The following is a 20,251-nucleotide window of genomic DNA, read 5'->3' on the forward strand; positions in this document are numbered from 1 at the left end:
CATGTCTGGAGTTACGATACTGATGGTTGACGATGAAACCGAAATTTTGAAATTGATGGAGATTTACGTCAGGAATGAGGGCTATACGCTGCTCACCGCATCTCATGGCCTGGAAGCGCTGGAGATTCTAAAAAACCATAAAGTGGATTTAATCATTCTCGATGTCATGATGCCGCAGATGGATGGCATCCAGGCATGCATGAAGATTCGGGAGGAGAACAACACGCCCATTATCATGCTGTCCGCCAAGAGCCAGGAGATTGACAAGATCGCCGGACTCAGCATCGGCGCGGATGATTACGTGACCAAACCGTTCAGTCCGCTGGAACTGGTCGCAAGGATCAAATCGCAGCTCCGCCGGTACAAACAGCTGAACAATCAATCGGTGCGGGACGAGAACGAAATCCAGATCGATGAGCTGATCCTCAATGTCGCGTCCCACCGGGTAACGGTGGCCGGCAGGGAGATTAAGCTGACGCCGCGCGAATTCTCCCTGCTGCATACGCTGGCCATCAACCGCGGACTCGTGCTGAGCATGGACAAGATTTATACCGAGGTATGGAACGAGCCGTTCATGGAATCGAAGAACACGGTCATGGTCCATATTCGCAAGCTGCGCGAGAAAATCGAGAAGGATCCGCAGCAGCCGGAATACATTAAGACGGTATGGGGGATCGGTTACAAAATAGAGTAAACTTAACCAGAGGTGACTGACTTGAAAGGATTGAAGCTTCATAGCATCCGCCTGAAGATGCTGCTTATGCTGCTGGCCAGCATCGGCATCGCGGCCGCCCTGCTTATCATACTCTATGCGTTAAGCACGCTGGTGCTCTCCATTCCGGCCATCAACCCGCCGCTTGCCTGGATCGTCAATAACCTCGGTTCGAAGCCGGTTATGTTGTTCACGGGCATCATTCTTTTTTTGGCAAGCTATTATATGAGCACGAGGTGGTTTGCCCTGGATCTGCGGAAGGTAGAGACCGGTCTTCAGGACATCACGGCCGGACGATTCGATTCCAGAATCGAGCTCGACACCCGGGACGAAGTAGGCGCCGTCGCTGCCGGCATTAACCGCATGACCGAGCAGCTGAACGTTTACCTGGAGGAGATCACGCATGGCCTTCGCGAGATTGCCAAGGGGAATTTCGATACCGAGATTCCCGTTCGCTCAGGCAGCCAGCTGGGCGAGGTCGCCGAGAGCATCAACCAGATGAGCAGGCAGCTTCACCAATCCATTCTGGAAGAGCGCCATGCGGAGAAAACCAAAAATGATCTGATCACGGGGGTATCCCATGATCTGCGGACGCCGCTGACATCGATACTGGGGTTTCTGGAGGTTATCGAGGAAGACCGGTACCAGGATGAAGTAGAGCTGCGGTACTACGTGAATATCGCTTATGAGAAAGCGCAGAATCTGAAGAAGCTGATCGATGACCTGTTCGAATACACGAGGATCAATAACGGGCTTCCGCTGGATATTAGGGAGATCGATATGGCACAGTTCATGAGACAGCTGATCGAGGAATTCGTTCCGTCCTTGGAGAAAGCCGGGATGGAATGCAAGCTTGCGGCGGAGGACGGCCTCGTGATTCGGGCAGACGGCGCCCAGCTTGTCCGGGCTTACGAGAATCTGATATCCAATGCGATCCGGTACGGAGAGTCGGGACACAGGATCGACATCGCCGTCCGCAGCGTTGGCGGTCAGGTGAGCATCAGCTTCACCAACTACGGCGATCCGATTCCCGAGCGGGATTTGCCTTTCATCTTCGATCGCTTCTACCGCGTGGAGGCTTCCCGTTCGAAGCAGACCGGGGGCACCGGTCTGGGACTGGCGATCACGAAGAGCATCGTGGAGGTCCAGGGCGGCGAAATCCGGGTTCGGAGCGACCGGCAGCGGACGACCTTTGAAACCCGCTTTCCCAAAGTCGTATAGCAGCAGTTCGCTTGCCGCACGGTGGTCGTTCTGCATTGCGAAGCAATTGAGGCAGCCCAAGCGAACGCTCCCTTCGAGGGAGCGTTTTTATATGATCCTGAGAAGGGCTCCCCGATCGCTGCTGCAAGGACCCTATGGAATTGTTCAGTTTTATTTAAGCATTCGTTAAGAACTTGCCCCGCTGATTGATAAGATATGTTCCTTATACTTTCCTTCAGAACGTACATAAGGAGGAAGTCGGATGGAATCCTTGGATTATTCGAAACGGAACGCTAGGCTCGTGGTGGCGTGGCAGATTATGATTGTGATGGTTGGTGTCATTTTATTATCGGGATGCGCAGAGTTCAGTGCATTCCGTGCTAATATGCAGATGGAGGAGCGACCCATCGGCGGGGCGGCATCAGGAAGCAATCGAGAATCGTCTATTGCCCCCGCATCCTTTATCGGTCAAGTATGGGAGGAATTATCGGACGGCGTGTCTAATCGCGCCAGAATCATGACAGGCAGGCAAACGCAGAGCCGCAGCGTACCTGATTCAGCCTGGCGAATGAATGTCCGATGATGCTGAAGAGAGCGAGCCTGCGTCGGATCAGCCGCGGAAGCATCACAACAGGAATAGCCCGTTCATACACGCGTTAGAAAGAGCTCCTTTTCTGAAAGGGAGCTTTTTTTGTTTTGATTTTGGAACATATTGTCTTATAATAGCGTTTACAATATATATGCTTGTATGGGAGAGGATGGTTTCTTGTGAGTACACGCGTTTCGATCCGTAAGCGACTATTCATCGGAATAACGGCAGCCGCCTGCATTTCACTCGTCGGACTTCCGGCTCAGCAGACGCAGGAGGGCACTCGTCCCGTATTCGCCGATGCTGCCGGAACCGGGAGCTTTACATCCGGTCAACGCGTCACGCTTCAGCAGAGGGCTGCTTTTTTCCCTAATGCGCTTAGCAAGAACAGCCATCTGAGGAATCTCAAGGCCAGCTATTACGGGGCCGATGGAGAATCGCTCCGGCTTCACTCCGTGAAGGGGGAAATGGCATTAATCAAGTCCGATTCCCGTGGGGACCTGTGGCTCCCGACATGGTATGTTTCCAAGGAAGCTGCCAAAGTGAACGATATTTCCCCGCTCTCGCTTCAACTGCGCAGCAGCGGCAGCATATACCTGGCTCCCGGAAGCTCGGTGAAATGGCCGGTGTCCCAGACGGGAACGTCCCTCATCGCCGTAGCCCAGTGGAAGGACTGGTACGGCGTTATGGTCGCTCCTTCCAAGTGGAAGGAAGATTACCGGATCTATCGTCCGGCGATGATGTGGGTACAAGGGAAGGACACGACAGCCAAGAAGGCGATGCCTGAAGCGCTTCTCGGTGGCAATTCGGAAGTAGCGACGGATGTGGTGCGCAACTTGACGGAGCTTCTTTTTAAGAAGGGGACTCCTTCTTCGTACGTAAAAAAGCTGCTCGGCGAACCGCAGGCGAGGGAGACATCGCGGAATCAGGAATCGAGCTCCAATAAACCGATGAAACTCGGGGAGACCTGGAGATATGAGCAGCGGGATGCTCATTATACCGTGACGTTCTCCCCATCCGGAAAGCTGACGTCCAGCGAGTGGGTGATCCCTTCGGCGGGATCCTTCGAGCGGAGTTACAATCCTGGCGATGATTACGAGTTTACCTATCGTTTGGACGTCCTGCCGCTGCGCAAGACCATAACAGCCGATCCCGATTGGCGAAATCAGGGTAATCTGAATTTCACCTTCCTGCTGGAGGCCAACGAGGATGTCCTGCTCCTCAAGGGAGATGACGGCGGGTTCAGCGGGATGCACGATAACTCTTCCTTGTACGCAATCGACCGGGGCACCGGCAAGAAGCTGTGGCAGGAGGATGCGGGATTCGGATGGTATACGGCCATTACAGATCGGGAGCGGCAGCATATCACGATGTACTCGGCATATAATCCGGAGGTTAAGGATTACGTGGCCCGCGTGCGGCATATCCGGTTGTCGGATGGCAACGTGTTATGGGAGGTTAAGCCCAAGAACGAATTCGGTTTGACGATGACGGCTGCGGCCGATGCGATCGTACTGGTTGAAACTTTGAACATGAACGAAACCAAAAGCGTGCTGAGCGTCCTGGATCAGGATACCGGTAAGCTGCGTTGGAAAAAGACCTTGTCCGGCGAACACCGCTTGCTGAATGCAGGAACGGACGATCCGTACGTGCTCATCGAGCAGAACGGACAGCTTACCGCTTACGATCCGGTCACCGGCAAAGCGTCATGGAATGTGAAGGTCGGCAAGAGGGTGATGGACGATCCGTCCCGAGATCCGTATTTTACCGGAGGTTATCGTTACGCTCCAACTGCGCCAGCGGATATGACAACACGATGGATGCTGCTTGGCAAGGAATGGGTTCTGCTCAATACGGAAACCGGCGAGCGCGAAGACACGTATCCGGCACTTGAGATGGAAAGGTTCGAGGTGCTGAATGAGCGGTATCTGCTGGTGCAGCGTGCGCTTGGCGGGGAGTATTTCAGCGGGGCCGCCGCTTACGAAAGCGTACTATATGACCGCCTTGAAGATAAGGAACTATGGACAATAAAAGGGAAGGCCACCCGTGGCGTCATCGAGGGAGCGCGAGTCTATCTTGCCTTGAACGGCATTCCGGCTGCGGTAGATATAGAGAACGGCAGCATCCTATGGAAGATGGAGACCACGTCCAAAGCGGGTGACGATCTGTCCCATCTGGTTGGCAGCAGCTACGGAATCCTGGATTCGTACCTGCTGATAAGTTTGGGAAGCGATCTTGTGGTGTTGCATAAGGAAGACGGCAGAAGCTTGGGCAGATTGCATGACGTGATCACCGGCAACGTCGATTTGCGAGAGGCCTATGCCAAAAACGGCGCGCTGAACGTAACGGATCAGGAAGTGCTCGTCGGCACGGTCAACGGAGCTTTTATTCGTTATGATGCCCGAGCGTTAAAGGAACGCTTGGATGAGCTGTTATAGCTTTTATTGATAGATGACAAAGACCGTAGGGAGACGTCCGAAAGGAGGAAGACTTATGGGCAAGAGGCTTAAGATAGCAGGGATTCCGATCATCAGCCTATTGTTGATCCTATGTTTGGGCTGCGGCAGCAAGCAGTCGGCCAGTTATGCGTCTCTGGTAAAATACGATGACCAAGAGTATATCGGAAAAGGCACTGAGGGTGCCGAGGCTTTTGCGGAGGCGGATTTGACCTTGGCGGGCACGATCCAGAAGCGGCTCGAACCGGATCAATATCCGGATACGCATTTATCGTCGAACGAGCTGCCCGAAGGCACGGAAATCTATGTAGTCGATGAACATACGTTGGTGGCATTGCAGGAAGGCCGAAGGTTCAAGGTGTTTGAGCGCATGGAATAAATGCAGGTGAATGACAAGCGTCCCTGGTGTCTGGAAACAGATGCTGGGGGCGTTTTTTGGTCTTATGTTATCTTGCGAATTTTGATATTGTTTCGTTTCTATCGAGTGGTATAATATTCCTGGTTCAAATTAACTAGATTTGAAAGACTTACATTCTGATAAGAGATGAGGTTCATTCATGTTCAAGAAAATGTTGGTTCTGCTATTGGCGGTTTGCGTGATGGTTCCCAGCGTGGCCGGTGCAGCATATGGCGAGTCGGGCAAGGCAAGCGCCAAGATTGCAATGCTGCTGCCCGATGGCACGCCCTTGATGGAGGACGGCACGGTCTGGATTACGTACAGCCGTCTTCCCATCAACCGAATCCCGATTCCGATGGGCGGAGATCTGAAGTTCATCGCGGGCTCCAGCGGATACGGATTCGGCGTCAATAATACGGGCGGATTGGTCATGTGGGGGGAATCGGGATATCAGTCCGTAGCGGGTGCGAATCATGTGAAACAGGTTGGACAAGGTTACTGGTTGACTTCTGACGGCATCGTCCATCGCATGGTTGATTCCAAGCCGCAGACTGTAAAGGGGTTTGAGGGAATTTCCGTTTTTGACGAGAACAACGGGATTATTGGTGGCGTTACCCAGTCGGGGACGGTCTTATACCATAATCGTGCCTATACGCCGGAACCTGTGGTTCTGGGTCAAGCAGCGGACGTGGGCGCGATCCGCAAAATCAAGGTCGCCGGAGACTATGCCGCTATTTTGTACAATGACGGAAGACTCGTGCTGTTCAGTACGCTTCGTATCAATGGCAGCACGACTTACCTGTCCCAAAACTTGATTAGCGACGGGGCTGATATTTCTTTCGGTAAAGAACAGAAACTGATTTTCGTCAAAAAGGACGGAACGGTGTGGAATGCCAGATTGGATGTATTCTCGCAAACATTTGAAATGAGCCCGTTGAAGGGAATCAGCGGAGTACAAGAGATTGTAGGAATTGAAGGCTCCAAGAGCTTTTTCGCCCGGTTATCGGATGGGACTTGGACCGAGTATGATCATGGACAATTATATGATGTGACGGTTCCGAGCATTACGGGCGTTACGCTAAAGGTAGCGAACAGCAAGCTGAAGGTGGGAAGCTCCATCACGCCAACGGTTGAGTTTCAGTACAGCAGCGGAGAGAAGCACAAGATTCCGGCGAATATGATCGCTTTGTCCGTAGACAAGCCCCATTTGGTCAAAGCAGCGGATAAAGGCACATACAAAATCATGGGCGTAGGCGAAGCCACGCTGACGGTGGAGGCCGCGGGCAAGAAGCAGTCCGTGAAAATCGTTTCAGGACTTGGCAAGCCGCTGGAGAACGCCAAGCAGGAAAAGGGGATTACTTACCTGCCGTTGAAGCCGGTATTCCAAGCCGTGGGAGGCTCGGTCCAATATCAGGCTGCTTCCAAGACCTTCGACATTACCGTAGGAGAAACCAAGCTTTCCGTTAAGGCAGGAAGCAAGCAGGCGAAGATCAACGGCAAAACCGTGAACATGAAAGGCGCTCCGATCCAGAATAAAGGGGAGACGCTCGTATCTGCGGATCTGCTGACCGCAGCACTGGGTGCAAAACTGAAATGGGATGCATCCAAACAGCAAATGACCGTGACGCTGGGCGCGGCACAATTCGTCGTAAAGGGCGAGCCGAAGAAAGCCACGACCAGCGGCAACACCGGAAACGCCGGGAAAAGCAAAATGTCATCGGTTCCTGCGACCGGAAGCATGGCTGGTTGGAGGCTGCTAAAAGGCCATGAATATGAAAAATCCTTGCGCATTTATTACCAATACAAGAATGGCATCCTGTCGACCAAAACGGAAGATATCCGCAAAGTGGATTTGAATAAAAAAGTGACTTGGACGGATGATTACGGCCGCAAGCATACCAATACCGTCCGTGAAATCTACTCCCTGTTCACCCTTTCGAATGAATACACCTCAGAATGGCTCCACAAAAAGTTCGGAAAGCTTTATGAGGACTGGCTGCTTAGCTCTTTGGTAGATGCCGCTCGGATTGTTGAGCAGTATTTGCAAGAGACCGGTCAGATGCCGAGTTATGCACCCAATGTCACCCTGACGCCGGATGCGGTATTTGAATACGAGTAAGTGCACCCGTGCAAGCAAAAAAAGATATTCTCGTTTCGGATAAGGGCCAGGAGATTCCTGGCCCTTTTTGCTATGGAAGCAATCCTTTCTCGTGGACAAATACTATTCCACTGCAAGCTCGATCGCTCTCCCTTATGCGGCGAATATTATAACTTACATCAAAATATAGTAAACGTAAATGCAAGCCCTGTTACTTGCAATTTTAAATACAAAGGGGGGACATTCATGAAGCGAAGGACACCGCCTGACCGCTTGGCTGAGCCGGGGGCCGCCGATACTCCGCCTCCCAGAAGGCACACCCTGTTTTGGAGAATGTTCGCGAACTATTTTCTCCTTATTCTCATCCCCGTCATTGTTGCTTCGGTTCTTGCTCAGGTGCTTGTCGTTCGCATTATCGAAAAGGATGCCGAGCGTTTTAACCAAGTGGTGATGAACCGGTTCTCCGAGCAGACGGATGCCGAGCTTCAATCGCTAAAGACAAGCATGATTAATATCCTGAGCACATCCAGATTACGGAGCGTGCTGCTCGCTCCCATGTCTTCGTCGCCGGAAAGCCAGCTCCTCCCGGAGCTGCTTCATTCCCTGCGGGAGCAGCTGCAGCAGCTGGAATCGGATGAATTGGTCGAGAAAGCTTATTATTATTTTGTCCATCAGGATTTAATGATCGATGCCGAAACCTATACGAATAAAGCGTATTATTTCCGTTCCCGCTATCCCTTGGATCTGAACCGCCGCCACCAGCTGGAAGCCGAATTATCCGGCAAGAAAATGATGGATTTCATGGATTCTCCCGCTTCCGTGACGGCTTCCATGAGTTACCCGTTCAATACCGCCGCCCCTGAAGTTTACCTCCTGGTTGAAGTGAAACGAGACAAGCTTGAGGAGCGGATTCATATTCCGGAGAGCTGGGTCACGGGCACGGCCATTGTGGATGATACCGCCCAAGTGATCGCCATGACCGGTTTGACCGAGCAGGACCGGCTCGCCCTGCAGCAGCGAATACGCACGGATGGTTTCGCTTCGCAATTTACGATATCGGACAAGATGGGGCTGTCCTTCATGGCGTCCGGCTTCAACGAGTCCTGGCATTATATCAGCATGGTTGATCTGGGCACATTGATGAAGCCGGTCCATATTACCCGCTTAATCTGCTGGTTGTTCCTCCTGTTCTTCCTCGTTGTCGGCGCGCTCGCCTCGTATTATTTAAGCCGGCGCTTGTACCGGCCGATTCGGGAGATCAAGGATGGCTTGAAGCTGCACCATGCTCCGAATGAAGAGGGTCGTTACGAAGGCAACGAGTTTGATGTCATTAAACGCTACTCCCAGTTCATCATGACCGAGAATAAAGAGTTGTACCAGATGGTGAACGGGATGCTGCCGATCGTGCAGGAGCAGTTTTTCACGAAAATCCTGCTGGGGCAATACCGGGATGCCTTATCGATTGAGTACTACGCCAAGGAGATTGAGTTTGCTTACAGCCATAAGGCGGCAAGAACCGTCCTGTGTATCTCTTTTCACTATGACCGGTCGTTCTATGATTCGACTTCGGAATCCGCGAAGATCTTTTTGCTGACGGAGTTGAAGGACAAGATCCACCGGCTGGCGCCCGGCATGGTCTGGATCTGCCAGACAAGGCCGGATTTGATGGCTTGCGTCATCCAGCATGATCACATCACGGAGGGTTATCCGGAACGAACAGCGGAGCAGATCAGGCACGTGTTTCTGGAATACGGTGTCTATTATAAAGCGACGATCGGGATCGGCAGAACCGTTCATGCCATCGAAGAGCTGCATCAGTCCTATGAGCATGCGCTGGCCATGCTGAATTACCGGGGACTGCATTCCACGGTGGAGATTTGCGGCAGTCCGCCTTCAAGGGAACTCCAGCAATGGGATTCTTTCCTGTCCGTGCAGGAGGTCCAGCGTATCCACAACCAATGCAAAACCCGGGAGTATGACAAGCTGCTCCATTCCGTGCTGGATCTGCTGGAGGAAGGAAAGCGCAAGGATGCCGCAGCCGTACAGATGAAATATCTGCTCGCCGATGTGCTCAACACTTGGATTCGGGCAGTGGAGTCGGAACGCAATGAATTGAACGTTCCCTATTATTCCGGTCTGTTCGAGCGAATGAATCGCTGCATGACATGGGACGAGCTGACGCAATGCTTCCAGGACATTCATGGCTTTCTGTTCCGGAAACCGGCCTCCAGCAGCCGCAGCCAACAATTTATGGAGATTCTGGAGTACATTCACGAGCACTACGATCAAGAGCTGTCGATCGAGCATTTTGCCGGCATGATGAATATGTCCATCGGGCATTTCAGTCGAACCTTCAAGGAGGAGGTCGGCGAGAAGTACGTGGAATATATCGCGAAGTACCGGCTGATGAAGGCGAAGCAATTCTTGCTTGAAACCGATTTGAAAATAGACGAGATCGCCGAAAAGGTGGGGTATTGGGGGAGGAATTCCTTGATTCGGGCTTTCCGCCGATATGAAGGCATTACGCCTGCCAAATACCGGAGTTCCCATCAATAGGAAAGAAGAGACTGCATTTTTTCTGAAGTCTCTTTTTTTGCATGGAACAGGCCGAAAGCCTTGCGGCGCAGGCATAACAAAACATGCGTCTCAAGGAAAAGATGCGTGCTTTACGCGAAGGAGTACAGCTCGTATAGTGGGGACAACAACAAACGAATGTAAATGCTTTCAATCGGAGGTGGTTGATTATTGGCGCAGCTATCACGGATCGGCTATGTTCTGAAAAAGCATAAAGCGTTGTACTTGCTGATGCTGCCCGGCATCTTGTACTACTTGATATTCAAGTACGCGCCGATGTACGGCATCATCATTGCCTTCCAGGACTATTCGATCGGCCGGGGCATTTTGGGAAGCAAATTTGTGGGACTGAAGCATTTCATTGAATTTTTCTATGTCACCCCCGATGCATGGAAGCTGATTCGCAACACGATCATGCTGAATGTGTACGATCTGCTGTTTCATTTTCCGGCGCCGATCATTCTGGCGATCCTGTTCCATGAGCTGAAGAGCAAATGGTTCAAACGGTTCGTGCAAAACATCAGCTACATGCCGCATTTCCTGTCGACTGTCGTGATCGCGGGCATTCTCGTCACCTTCCTGTCTCCGACCACGGGCGTGGTGAACCATCTGCTCGTCAAGCTGTTCGGCATCGAACCGATCATGTTTCTCGGCATGCCGGAGTGGTTCCGGACGGTGTACGTGGGCTCCGAAATATGGCAGAAGGTCGGGTGGGGGACCATTCTCTACCTGGCTGCGATTGCCGGCATTGATCCGACGCTGTACGAGGCGGCCAAGATGGACGGGGCCAACCGGTGGCAGCAGGTCCGGCATATTACGTTCATCGGCATGGTGCCCGTCATGATTATTCTGTTCGTGCTGTCGCTCGGCAATTTCATGGAGGCCAGCTTCGAGAAAATCCTCTTGATTTACAACACGATGAATTACGAAACCTCGGATGTCATTAACACCTTTGTGTATCGGCGGGGCATCCTGGATGCCGACTTCAGCTTTGCGACCGCGGTAGGCCTGTTCCAGTCGGCGATTGGCTTCATTCTGGTCGTTGCGGCCAATCGGATCGTACGCAAATATTCGGAGACCAGCCTGTGGTAAGGGAGGTGCGCGATGAAAAAGCAGGAGAGCTTCGCCTCGAAGCTGTTTGACGTATTCAATGTATTGTTCATGATTGTGCTGATCATGGTGATGGCCTACCCGATGGTGTACGTATTCTCGGCTTCCATCAGCAACAATGCCATGGTCGCGAGCGGCGCGGTGCTGCTATGGCCGAAAAAGATTACGCTGATCGCTTACGAACAGCTCATCTACAACCCCGATCTCTGGGTGAGTTACTGGAATACGATCCGGTACACGTTCCTGCATACGTTGCTGACGCTGATTGCAACCTCGGCGATGGCGTATCCGCTGGCGAAGCGGTGGCTGCCCGGCCGAAGAGTGATTCTGCTCATGGCAGCGTTCACGCTTCTCTTCAGCGGGGGCATGATTCCAACCTTCCTGATCGTTCAGAAGCTGGGGATGCTGGACACGATCTGGGCGATCGTCCTTCCGTCGCTGATCAGCACATGGTACTTGTTCATAATGCGGACATTCTTCGAGGCGCTGCCGGAGGAGCTTGAGGACGCGGCTGCCATCGACGGATGCGGATCCATGCAGATTCTGGTGCGGATCGTGCTGCCGCTGTCCGTGCCGGTGATGGTCACGATCGGCCTGTTCACGGCGGTGAATCAATGGAATTCCTTCTTCAGCGCTTTGATCTATTTGAATGACCGGGAGATGTACCCGCTGCAAATCATGATGCGCAACATCCTGATCGCCGGCACGAACGTGCAGGGCGAAGGCGACCTGACACATCTGGAAACGCTGAAATACGCCATGATCATGATCGGGACGCTGCCGATCCTGTGCGTCTATCCGTTTATCCAAAAATATTTTGTACAGGGCACGATGATTGGGGGCATTAAGGGGTAGTCATGGATTTAACGGGAATCCATTTCTATACGATGTGATGATAAAAAAAGGAGGTTATGGAATGCGGCGAAAGGGGTTCAGAACTGCGCTTGCCATGATTCTGCTCTGCGCGATGCTGGTTACGGGCTGCACCGGCGGAGGCAAGGACGATTCGGGGACGTTAAGCCCTGACAAACCGGTTACTTTTTCATGGCTCGTATACGACCGGGTGGAGGGCAAGGTTCGGGATGACTGGGAGATTTTCAAAGAGATCGAGGCCAAGACGGGCGTCAAAGTGAAGTTCCAGATCGTCAGCCAGGAAGGGCTTGAGGAGAAAAGGCAGATCATGATTGCCACGAATACCGCCACGGATTTTATTCAGGTGCCGACGCAGGACGGCCGGGAGCATGGGCCGGAGAAGGTGTTCCTGAATCTCAATGATTATTTGGACCGGGCACCGAATCTGAAAGCCTTCTACGAGAAATATCCTGAAGCCAAGGCGCTGGCAACGGGCACGGACGGAGGCTTGTATACCGTGCCTGTCCTGGAAGGGGATGCGGAAGGCAAGGGCTTCAACTTTATCTGGTATGCCCGCAAGGACATTATGGATCAGCACGGGATACAGGCGCCGACCACCGTGGATGAATTTTATCAATATCTGAAAACGTTGAAAGAAAAAGTGCCGGACTCCTACCCGCTCATATCGAACGCGATCGTAGGCGATACGGGGCTGTATACGACCTTCGGGCGTATCTTTACCGGCATCAGCGGTTTTTACAACCTGGATCCAACCACGGATCAATACGCATTCGCGCCGTATCATGAGAATTATCAGGATATGCTGGTGTACCTGAATAAACTGTATGCGGAAAAATTGCTGGATCCGGAATTCTCGCTGCTGACGCAAGCGCAGTGGGAGGAGCGCATCCTAACGGGTAAATCCTTGGTGACGTTTTTCTGGAAGGCCGATCTGGAATCCTTGGTTGCCAAGGCGAGGGGGGCTGGTACGGCAGAGTATGAGCTGGATGCGATTCCTTCCTTTGCCGCCGAGGGGATCAAGAACTATCAGTTCTCCCGTCCGGTCGTTGGCACCGTCGGCCGAGCGATATCGGCCAAAGTGAAGGATAAGGAGCGCGCCGTCCAATTCCTCGATTATTTGGTCAGCGAAGAGGGAACGAACTATCTGTCCCTAGGAATCGAAGGTAAAACATACACGATGGAGGACGGCAAAGCGGTATATAACAAGGAGTTCGGCGAATCTCCGTTTAATGCGCTCCGCAAGGATTGGGGCGTATGGTATGACCTGATCACGCTGAATAACGCCAAGTCGCGGGAAGTGTGGGAGCGCGGGTTAAGCGAGAAGAGCAAGGATATCAATGCAAGGTATGAGCAGTATATCGTCCCTGCACCGAAGCAGATCGTCAAGACGGAAGAGGAGCTGGAGCTCGAGAAATCGAAGCTGAACAATCTGAATAAATTCCTTGAACAGAAGGTAACGGAGTTCGTAACCGGCAAAACGCCGATCAACGATTCCACGTATCAGCAATTCATCGATCAAGCGAAGAAACTCGGCTCCGACGAACTTCTTGCCATGTATAACACCGCATATACGCGCACATACGGCGGCAAGTAATTCTTAATGGAGATGGGGGGAATCAGGCGATGGACGATACCAAAATCATCGATGTCGACGTTCATAACGAGCAGGACGACAGGGCGCTGCTGCCATATCTGCAGGAGCCCTGGCGCTCCCGGGTAGCGGCATCCGGCATCGGGTATGCAGGTTCTGGGTATTACTCACCGATCGGCGTGATGAAAAAAGACTCGATCCCTCCGGGCGGAGGGAAAGCCGGCTCCGATCCCGATTATATGATCAAGCAGCTGATCGAAGGCTACAATCTAGACTATGCCGTGTTGACGGGAGTCGTCTATAACATCTCCTCCACGCATGATCCGGATTATGCAGCGGCGATATGCTCGGCTTATAACGATTATCTGATCGCCGAGTGGCTTGGCAAGCATAAAGCTTTTAAGGGAGCCTTGGCGGTAGCTACCCAGGACCCGCTGCTGGCGGCACGCGAGATCGACCGGATCGGCGGCCATCCGGATATCGTAGAGGTGATGATCTCCAGTGCGGCGAGGTCGCCGCTGGGACAGCGCCACTATCACCCGATCTACGAAGCGGCGGCGCGTAACGGCCTACCGGTCGCGATCCATCCGGGAGCGGAAGGCGGCGGGAGCTCGACGGCTCCCACCGCGGCCGGCTACCCGACCCGCTACATCGAATGGCACACCTGCCTCTCCCAGATGTTCATGGCGCATCTGGTGAGCATGGTCTGCGAGGGCGTGTTCGTGAAGTATCCGAACCTCAAGGTCGTTCTGGTTGAAGGCGGAGTAGCCTGGCTGCCGGGCCTGATGTGGCGGCTGGACAAAAATTACAAGGCGCTGCGCGCAACCGTGCCCTGGCTGACGAGAATGCCGAGCGAGTACATCCGGGATCACTGCTACTTATCGACGCAGCCGATCGAGGAGCCGGATAATCCGCAGCATCTCATCGATCTCTTCAATATGATCGATGCTGAGAACATGCTGCTCTATTCCAGCGATTATCCGCATTGGGACTTCGACTCGCCGGGCCATGTCCTGCGGGGCCTGAAACCGGAGGCGCGGCGGAAGATTTTTTATGAGAATGCGAAACAGCTGTACCGGCTGGATTGAGGGATTGGATGATGTCTGGGGGGCGGATGGAAGTGGGTTTGGACTAATGGAAAGCATACTCATGGACGAATCAGGTTTGCATGGTCGAGGGTGCTTTGGATGGACGAAGCAGGCATGCATGTTCGAGGGTGGCTTGCATAATCGAAGCAGGCTTGCATAACTGTGGATGGCTTGGATGAACGAAGCAGGCATGCATGTTCGAGGTTGGCTTGCATGGTCGAAGCAGGCTTTTGCATGATGAACCAGGTCAACGATCAAATTGGGATAACTTTGCTGTGTATGAATAGCAATTCAAGTTCGACGATTTGGCTATCTGAATGGAACTGACTAAAGTCGAAGTGAGTATTTGGACTAATGAATATAACAATGTAGACTGGTAAGTGCCGTAACTCGATTGACCGGAAGTAATGGGAATTTGACTAGGTCAACTAGGTTACTCTGGATGAATCTCAACAGGTGAATGCAAACTCATTCAATAAACTGGGCACGGGGGAATATCAATTAGATCCAACTAACAGGGTTTGAAGTCAAGGAGGTGCATGCATGGTGGTGCATTACGTGCTGGTGGAGGAGGACGTTCCGGAGGGTGAGCACAAAGTCGTCAACATCGAAGGACGCGAAATCGGCATCTATCGGGTCAACGGCGAGTACCATGCGATACTCAACTACTGCCCGCATCAGGGAGCGCCGATCTGCGCAGGACTGGTCTCCGGTACGACGCTGCCCTCGGAGGTGTACGATTACGAATACGGCCGGGCAGGCGAGATCGTCCGATGTCCCTGGCACGGCTGGGAATTCGACCTGCAGACCGGCAAGTCGCTGTTCAGCGACCGGATCCGGGTGAAGAAATACAAGGTGGAAATTCATGAGGGCAAGATCGGGGTGGTGATGGGGAGGTAGCAGGCGGGAGTTGAAGGGATTTAATTAATGGGGCTGCAGGTATTATTACTAGCCATGGGCACTCAGGTTACTTGTGTCAGCTTTTAACGGACCCTAGATCCGTTATTTAAGTTCAAAACTCGATTTTTTACAATGTACCGGACTCCAGATCCGCTATTGTGCGAATTACGGGTGCTAATACCAATAAAAACAGCAAATAAGGTCCTCTGTGTCCGCTAAAGCTACCAAAAGGGCTATTTTGTACAAAATAAGGTATTCTGAGTCCGTTAGAATGTCCTAACGACCATTGAGCAAGGGGACTTCGAGACATCTTGAATGATATGGCGATTGTATTTTTGGAAGTCCGGTTCACAGGTGATTTTCTGCTCATTGCTCTGTTGGTCTAAGCGGGGCTATAGGTATGGTGCGTAGTCCGGTGCATGTTTGAATGGCTCTCGATTGAAAAAAGAGCGAGTATGGATGGGAATGAGTCCCTCACACTCGCTCTTTTAGTCATGACGATTTTAGCGAACGGGTTATTGTTGTCCGAAACAAGGTTACGTTAGCATAATGGGTGCTCCTCTTAAGAATGAAATACACTAATGTTCAACCGGCTTCATTGATCTGGCGACTTCAATCATTTGCTCTCTTGTCAACACGACGCTGCTCATTTCAATAAAAGTATCACCTTGAATCCATTTCAGAAAACCGCCATTCTGTTCTTTATCCGCCCAAGGTTCAAATCGCGCTTCGATATCATCCCACGTGACCGGTTCGCCCCTTGAATCGAATGTAAATGTGCGCTCTTGTTGTCTGGTTGAACTGGTGTTGTTCTTCAGATCGATGCTTGTAATGGACTGGGTAGTCTTGTAACCGTGCGCCTTATGTTGTTCGACTCCCAATAAATAAATATCTCCAGACATGTCAAAGTAACTAAACCTGGTAAAGGTAATTTTTTTCTCGCCGGGTTTAAACGGATAAGGCACTGGGATGTCAAGTTTCCAATCGGTCTTCGGCAGTTGAGGGGCATAAATAACAAAATCAGTGTCTTTACTGAGCTGGTGCAAGGCTTGATCATCAGCAAACACCGACTGCGGTAATCCGAATAAAAGCATGGCACACATTAGGGCTAATACGAACTTCTTCATCTTTTTTATTCCCTCCTGGCTGGAATGTTTATCCTAGTTTTACCATGCGAAACCTATTTATCCTTATGAAATATGGTTTGCTGAAATAGGAAAAAGGACTACGGTCATTCGTAGCCTTCTTGATAATTTTTTATTGATAATGCAGCTTATTTACTGATAATTGAATACCCCCTCACACCACCTGCGACAGCACCAACCCCCCGTAAGCGAACGCGGCCAGGATCACCAAGGCCGGATGGATCTTGCGGATGTTCATGGCCCAGAAGGCGACGGCGGCGATGCCGAGGGATTGCAGGAGGCCGATGGAGATGACGGAGCTTTTGCCGATCTGCCAGGTCAGGGTCAGCATCATGATCGCGATGACCGGCTGGACCAGCAGGGTCATGCCTTTGACCACGGGCGATGTGCGGTATTTTTGCAGTAGATTCAGCAGCCAGATGAGCGCCACCGCGGAAGGGATGACCGTCGCCGCGAGGGCGAGCGTCATGCCCATCCAGCCGGATACGCCGTACCCGACAAAAGCGGCGATTTTGGTGGCGATCGGCCCGGGAAGCGCGTTGCCAAGCGCAAGCATGTTGGAGAATTCCGGGTCGGTCAGCCAGCCGTGATTCGTGACGATTTCCTTATACATGAGCGGGATCGAAGCAGGGCCGCCGCCATAACCGAGCACGTTGGAAACAAAAAAGCTGACCAGCAGCTGAAGCCATTCTTCCATCAGGCGGACCCCTCCTTATCCCGTCTTTGTTTTTTGAGTTTGGCTACGGTTCTAAAATGCACGGTGCCATAGGCAAGGAACAGCATAATGACGAGGGCCGGATGGATCTGGATGCTCTCCAGCAGGAGAAACGACACCACAAAAAATCCGATCCCGGCGTAAATGCCAAGTCCCTTCACGGCCTTCTCGCCGAATTCGTAAGCCATCGTGCCCAGCATCACCGCAATGACCGGCGTAACGCCGGCAATCATACCGGCCACTATCTTGGAGTTGCTGAGGAACGTCACCGCCGACAGCAGCGCGATCATCGCGATGCAGGTCGGGAGGATATGCGCAAAAACCGCGACCACCGCGCCTAGCACTCCTTTTTCACGGTAACCGAGATAGGCGGCCATCTTCGTGGCGATTGGACCCGGAAGTGCGTTGGCGAGCGCGAGCACCTCTCCGAATTCATCGTCGCTGAGCCAACTGTAACGAACGACGGCCTCATGCCGGATCAGCGGAATGACGGAGGGACCGCCGCCATAGCCGAGTATGCCGGTTCGGAACATGCCGAACGTTAATTCCATGTATGGATTGTTATTTTTATCATCCAAGGGTAGGAGTCCTTTCTGTCGAAAATCAGAGTCTGATGCCCATTCGGCTTTTATAGCGCTTGATTAGAATCTGCGTGTCCACGCTGGTTATGCCCGGAAGCGGGTAAAGCTTCTCGTTTAAAAACATTTCCATTTCCTTATGATCGGCAAACAAGCCGTGCATATGCAGTTTGCTGGGACCGGTCATATGATACAGGCTGGTGACATATGGCTCGTTCTCCAGTGTGTCCGCCACCTGCTGCAAATATTTGGGCTCAACCTCCACATTGAAAAAAGCGGACACCGAAATCCCCACTTTCTCCGGATTAATGACGGCCGCGAAGCGCTCAATGACGCCGTCATCGATCAGGGCATTGATCCTGGCCTGTACCGCTACGCGGGACAATCCAATCTCCTTGGCCAAATCCGTGTACGAGATTCGCCCGTTCTTGCCGAGGATCGCAATGATTTTGCGGTCCGTATCATCAATCATGGGGGTTGAGTTCTCGCCCGCAGCGTGAATATTCATGGATTGCAGCTCCTTTAGTTTTACTTATATGTAAGACTAACCTCGTGTGAATGTTACAAAACGTAATTAAAATTAAAGTTACACTTACGATACGTTTAAATATATAAGTTCTTTACATTGTTTTCAATATGATTTGCAAAATTTGAAACTTTTTCTCCGCATTTCAAGTCTAAGACTATGGATAGAACAAGATAGATTTGAATGATTTGGATGTTGACATGCCTCAATGGAGAAGGCGGAATGATTCTGGAGAAGCGAAGCGGTCCCCTTTGACACTGGATTTTCACCACTTGTATCCGTTTAAAATAATCTGGGGGCAACAGGGAACGGAAGAATAATCCGCATGCGTAGTGCTGAAAGGGCTACTGGTTAGAATCCATTTTATAATTCTATTAAATGGTTCCTTTTATATAATTACCCTTTTATATCAATTTATGATAGGATAAACGAGGTGAATAACTAGCTTCTCAGGACTATCATTTGGAAAGGCGGCATGGATATGAAGAAATTATTTTGCCTCATTCTGGTTATCGTTATGCTGATCCCGGCGAGCATCGTCTCGGCGGCAGGCACAACCACTCAAGCCAAGTCGAAGGACAAACCGATAAATCTTGTTTTTGCAGGTGACATTCTGTTAGACGGATACGTGGGGAACCAGATCGATAGATTCGGTAACCTATATCCTTTTAAGAAGGTAGCCCCCATCTTGAAAAAGGCGGATATGGCGTTTGCCAACCTGGAGACGCCGGTCTCCATTCGGGGCAAGGCTGCGGATAAAACCTTTGCTTTCCGTTCGAAGCCGGAAACGCTCCAGGGTCTCGTTTATGCGGGAATCGACGGCGTCACCCTGGCGAACAACCACATTCTGGACTATGGCCAGCAGGCCATGCTGGACACGATCACGCATCTGAAACGGCAGAAGATCGGGTATACGGGTGCTGGGCGCAATATAGACGAGGCCTTCAAGCCTTACGTGCAAAACATTGACGGGAAGAAGGTTGCCGTGCTGGGCGTCAGCCGGGTGCTGTCAGGAAATTCCTGGATTGCGGGCAAGAATCATCCGGGCGCTGCTTCCGCCTACACGATGGAGCCGATGCTGACCCATATTAAGAAGTCGGCCAAAACCAACGATTATACGATCGTATACGTCCACTGGAACCAGGAATTCGCCGACTATCCGGAAGAATATGCGCGCACGATGGCCAAGAAGATGATTGACGCCGGGGCCGACATCATTATCGGATCGCACAGCCATACGTTGATGGGCATCGAATATTACAAGAACAAGCCGATTTATTATTCGCTTGGCAACTTCGTGTTCAACCGCTCCACCCGGGGCGGAGACAAAACCTTGCTGTCGATGATGGTGCATGTTGAGATCCAGGGCTCCAAGATCACGAGCCGAATTACGCCGGTGAAGATTCTTCAAGGTCAGCCGAATCTGATGGACAAGAAGTATAATAAAGAGATCATCGCGAAACTGAACAAACTCTCCTACAATGCAAAAATTGATGCCAACGGCAACGTCACCAAAAAATAATAGGGAATCTTGAAAACAACTGCGGCTATAAGCTGCGGTTGTTTTTTTATGCGCTTTTTGGAAGCTCGCCGTAAAAACAAGTCGGAAACTGGCGGCGAGGCGTTTGTTTTCATTCCCCGCATTCGACAAAAGCTGCGCTTACGCCGCCCATCCGGAAATTCCTGCCGAAAAAATAAA

General features: G+C 51.8%; 17 protein-coding genes. 13 read left to right on the plus strand and 4 right to left on the minus strand.

The window, feature by feature from the left end; translation table 11 throughout:
• The first annotated feature begins 1 nt into the window (after position 1).
• The 12 genes from GYMC10_RS06260 to GYMC10_RS06315 all read left to right on the plus strand — a co-directional run bounded on the left by GYMC10_RS06260 (position 2) and on the right by GYMC10_RS06315 (position 15,588).
• On the plus strand, positions 2–694 hold the full coding sequence (locus GYMC10_RS06260; protein ID WP_012819373.1) for a response regulator transcription factor: 693 nt from the start codon (positions 2–4) through the stop codon (positions 692–694).
• Between the two features lie 21 nt (positions 695–715).
• On the plus strand, positions 716–1,933 hold the full coding sequence (locus tag GYMC10_RS06265; RefSeq protein ID WP_012819374.1) for a sensor histidine kinase: 1,218 nt from the start codon (positions 716–718) through the stop codon (positions 1,931–1,933).
• A 241-nt stretch (positions 1,934–2,174) separates the two neighbouring features.
• Positions 2,175–2,495 (plus strand): hypothetical protein, encoded by a 321-nt coding sequence (locus GYMC10_RS06270; protein WP_012819375.1) that lies wholly within the window; start codon positions 2,175–2,177, stop codon positions 2,493–2,495.
• A gap of 185 nt (positions 2,496–2,680) precedes the next feature.
• Positions 2,681–4,939, plus strand: coding sequence for a PQQ-binding-like beta-propeller repeat protein (locus tag GYMC10_RS06275; RefSeq protein WP_012819376.1), 2,259 nt, complete (start codon positions 2,681–2,683; stop codon positions 4,937–4,939).
• Positions 4,940–4,994: 55 nt separating this feature from the next.
• Complete coding sequence (locus GYMC10_RS06280) at positions 4,995–5,336, plus strand: hypothetical protein (RefSeq protein ID WP_012819377.1); 342 nt, start codon at positions 4,995–4,997, stop codon at positions 5,334–5,336.
• A 178-nt stretch (positions 5,337–5,514) separates the two neighbouring features.
• Positions 5,515–7,473 (plus strand): copper amine oxidase N-terminal domain-containing protein, encoded by a 1,959-nt coding sequence (locus GYMC10_RS06285; protein ID WP_012819378.1) that lies wholly within the window; start codon positions 5,515–5,517, stop codon positions 7,471–7,473.
• A 225-nt stretch (positions 7,474–7,698) separates the two neighbouring features.
• Complete coding sequence (locus tag GYMC10_RS06290; protein WP_012819379.1) at positions 7,699–10,008, plus strand: helix-turn-helix domain-containing protein; 2,310 nt, start codon at positions 7,699–7,701, stop codon at positions 10,006–10,008.
• A 189-nt stretch (positions 10,009–10,197) separates the two neighbouring features.
• Complete coding sequence (locus GYMC10_RS06295; protein WP_012819380.1) at positions 10,198–11,118, plus strand: ABC transporter permease; 921 nt, start codon at positions 10,198–10,200, stop codon at positions 11,116–11,118.
• Positions 11,119–11,130: 12 nt separating this feature from the next.
• Positions 11,131–11,991, plus strand: coding sequence for a carbohydrate ABC transporter permease (locus GYMC10_RS06300; protein WP_012819381.1), 861 nt, complete (start codon positions 11,131–11,133; stop codon positions 11,989–11,991).
• Between the two features lie 61 nt (positions 11,992–12,052).
• The gene (locus tag GYMC10_RS06305) at positions 12,053–13,603 is read left to right on the plus strand and encodes an extracellular solute-binding protein (RefSeq protein ID WP_012819382.1); all 1,551 of its coding nucleotides are present in this window, start codon (positions 12,053–12,055) and stop codon (positions 13,601–13,603) included.
• 29 nt (positions 13,604–13,632) lie between these two features.
• Positions 13,633–14,688 carry an amidohydrolase family protein gene (locus tag GYMC10_RS06310; protein WP_012819383.1) on the plus strand — a complete coding sequence of 352 codons (1,056 nt, stop codon included), beginning with the start codon at positions 13,633–13,635 and terminating at the stop codon, positions 14,686–14,688.
• A 543-nt stretch (positions 14,689–15,231) separates the two neighbouring features.
• Entirely contained in the window at positions 15,232–15,588 is a 357-nt protein-coding gene (locus tag GYMC10_RS06315; RefSeq protein WP_012819384.1) for a Rieske (2Fe-2S) protein, read from the plus strand.
• A 578-nt stretch (positions 15,589–16,166) separates the two neighbouring features.
• On the opposite strand, the gene GYMC10_RS06320 is transcribed toward GYMC10_RS06315, so the two are convergent.
• The 4 genes from GYMC10_RS06320 to GYMC10_RS06335 form a co-directional block, all read right to left on the minus strand.
• Positions 16,167–16,715: a hypothetical protein gene (locus tag GYMC10_RS06320; protein WP_012819385.1), complete on the minus strand. Its 549-nt coding sequence runs from the start codon at positions 16,713–16,715 to the stop codon at positions 16,167–16,169.
• A 172-nt stretch (positions 16,716–16,887) separates the two neighbouring features.
• Positions 16,888–17,430 (minus strand): chromate transporter, encoded by a 543-nt coding sequence (locus GYMC10_RS06325; protein WP_012819386.1) that lies wholly within the window; start codon positions 17,428–17,430, stop codon positions 16,888–16,890.
• Complete coding sequence (locus GYMC10_RS06330) at positions 17,430–17,999, minus strand: chromate transporter (protein ID WP_041622109.1); 570 nt, start codon at positions 17,997–17,999, stop codon at positions 17,430–17,432. The genes GYMC10_RS06325 and GYMC10_RS06330 overlap by 1 nt, the downstream gene beginning before the upstream one ends.
• A gap of 52 nt (positions 18,000–18,051) precedes the next feature.
• Positions 18,052–18,534: an Lrp/AsnC family transcriptional regulator gene (locus GYMC10_RS06335; protein WP_012819388.1), complete on the minus strand. Its 483-nt coding sequence runs from the start codon at positions 18,532–18,534 to the stop codon at positions 18,052–18,054.
• Positions 18,535–19,033: 499 nt separating this feature from the next.
• Here GYMC10_RS06335 and GYMC10_RS06340 point away from each other — a divergent pair, with 499 nt between their 5' ends.
• On the plus strand, positions 19,034–20,074 hold the full coding sequence (locus GYMC10_RS06340; RefSeq protein WP_012819389.1) for a CapA family protein: 1,041 nt from the start codon (positions 19,034–19,036) through the stop codon (positions 20,072–20,074).
• Positions 20,075–20,251: the final 177 nt, after the last annotated feature.

It is taken from the genome of Paenibacillus sp. Y412MC10 (assembly GCF_000024685.1).
Classification (GTDB): domain Bacteria; phylum Bacillota; class Bacilli; order Paenibacillales; family Paenibacillaceae; genus Paenibacillus_AQ; species Paenibacillus_AQ lautus_A.

Excerpts from the sequence above, each read along its gene's own strand:
- GYMC10_RS06290 (WP_012819379.1), top strand. The coding sequence starts at position 7,699 with ATGAAGCGAAGGACACCGCCTGACCGCTTGGCTGAGCCGGGGGCCGCC.
- GYMC10_RS06315 (WP_012819384.1), top strand. The coding sequence starts at position 15,232 with ATGGTGGTGCATTACGTGCTGGTGGAGGAGGACGTTCCGGAGGGTGAG.
- GYMC10_RS06280 (WP_012819377.1), top strand. The coding sequence starts at position 4,995 with ATGGGCAAGAGGCTTAAGATAGCAGGGATTCCGATCATCAGCCTATTG.
- GYMC10_RS06260 (WP_012819373.1), top strand. The coding sequence starts at position 2 with ATGTCTGGAGTTACGATACTGATGGTTGACGATGAAACCGAAATTTTG.
- GYMC10_RS06285 (WP_012819378.1), top strand. The coding sequence starts at position 5,515 with ATGTTCAAGAAAATGTTGGTTCTGCTATTGGCGGTTTGCGTGATGGTT.
- GYMC10_RS06330 (WP_041622109.1), bottom strand. The coding sequence starts at position 17,999 with ATGGAATTAACGTTCGGCATGTTCCGAACCGGCATACTCGGCTATGGC.
- GYMC10_RS06325 (WP_012819386.1), bottom strand. The coding sequence starts at position 17,430 with ATGGAAGAATGGCTTCAGCTGCTGGTCAGCTTTTTTGTTTCCAACGTG.
- GYMC10_RS06340 (WP_012819389.1), top strand. The coding sequence starts at position 19,034 with ATGAAGAAATTATTTTGCCTCATTCTGGTTATCGTTATGCTGATCCCG.
- GYMC10_RS06335 (WP_012819388.1), bottom strand. The coding sequence starts at position 18,534 with ATGAATATTCACGCTGCGGGCGAGAACTCAACCCCCATGATTGATGAT.
- GYMC10_RS06320 (WP_012819385.1), bottom strand. The coding sequence starts at position 16,715 with ATGAAGAAGTTCGTATTAGCCCTAATGTGTGCCATGCTTTTATTCGGA.
- GYMC10_RS06270 (WP_012819375.1), top strand. The coding sequence starts at position 2,175 with ATGGAATCCTTGGATTATTCGAAACGGAACGCTAGGCTCGTGGTGGCG.
- GYMC10_RS06300 (WP_012819381.1), top strand. The coding sequence starts at position 11,131 with ATGAAAAAGCAGGAGAGCTTCGCCTCGAAGCTGTTTGACGTATTCAAT.
- GYMC10_RS06310 (WP_012819383.1), top strand. The coding sequence starts at position 13,633 with ATGGACGATACCAAAATCATCGATGTCGACGTTCATAACGAGCAGGAC.
- GYMC10_RS06305 (WP_012819382.1), top strand. The coding sequence starts at position 12,053 with ATGCGGCGAAAGGGGTTCAGAACTGCGCTTGCCATGATTCTGCTCTGC.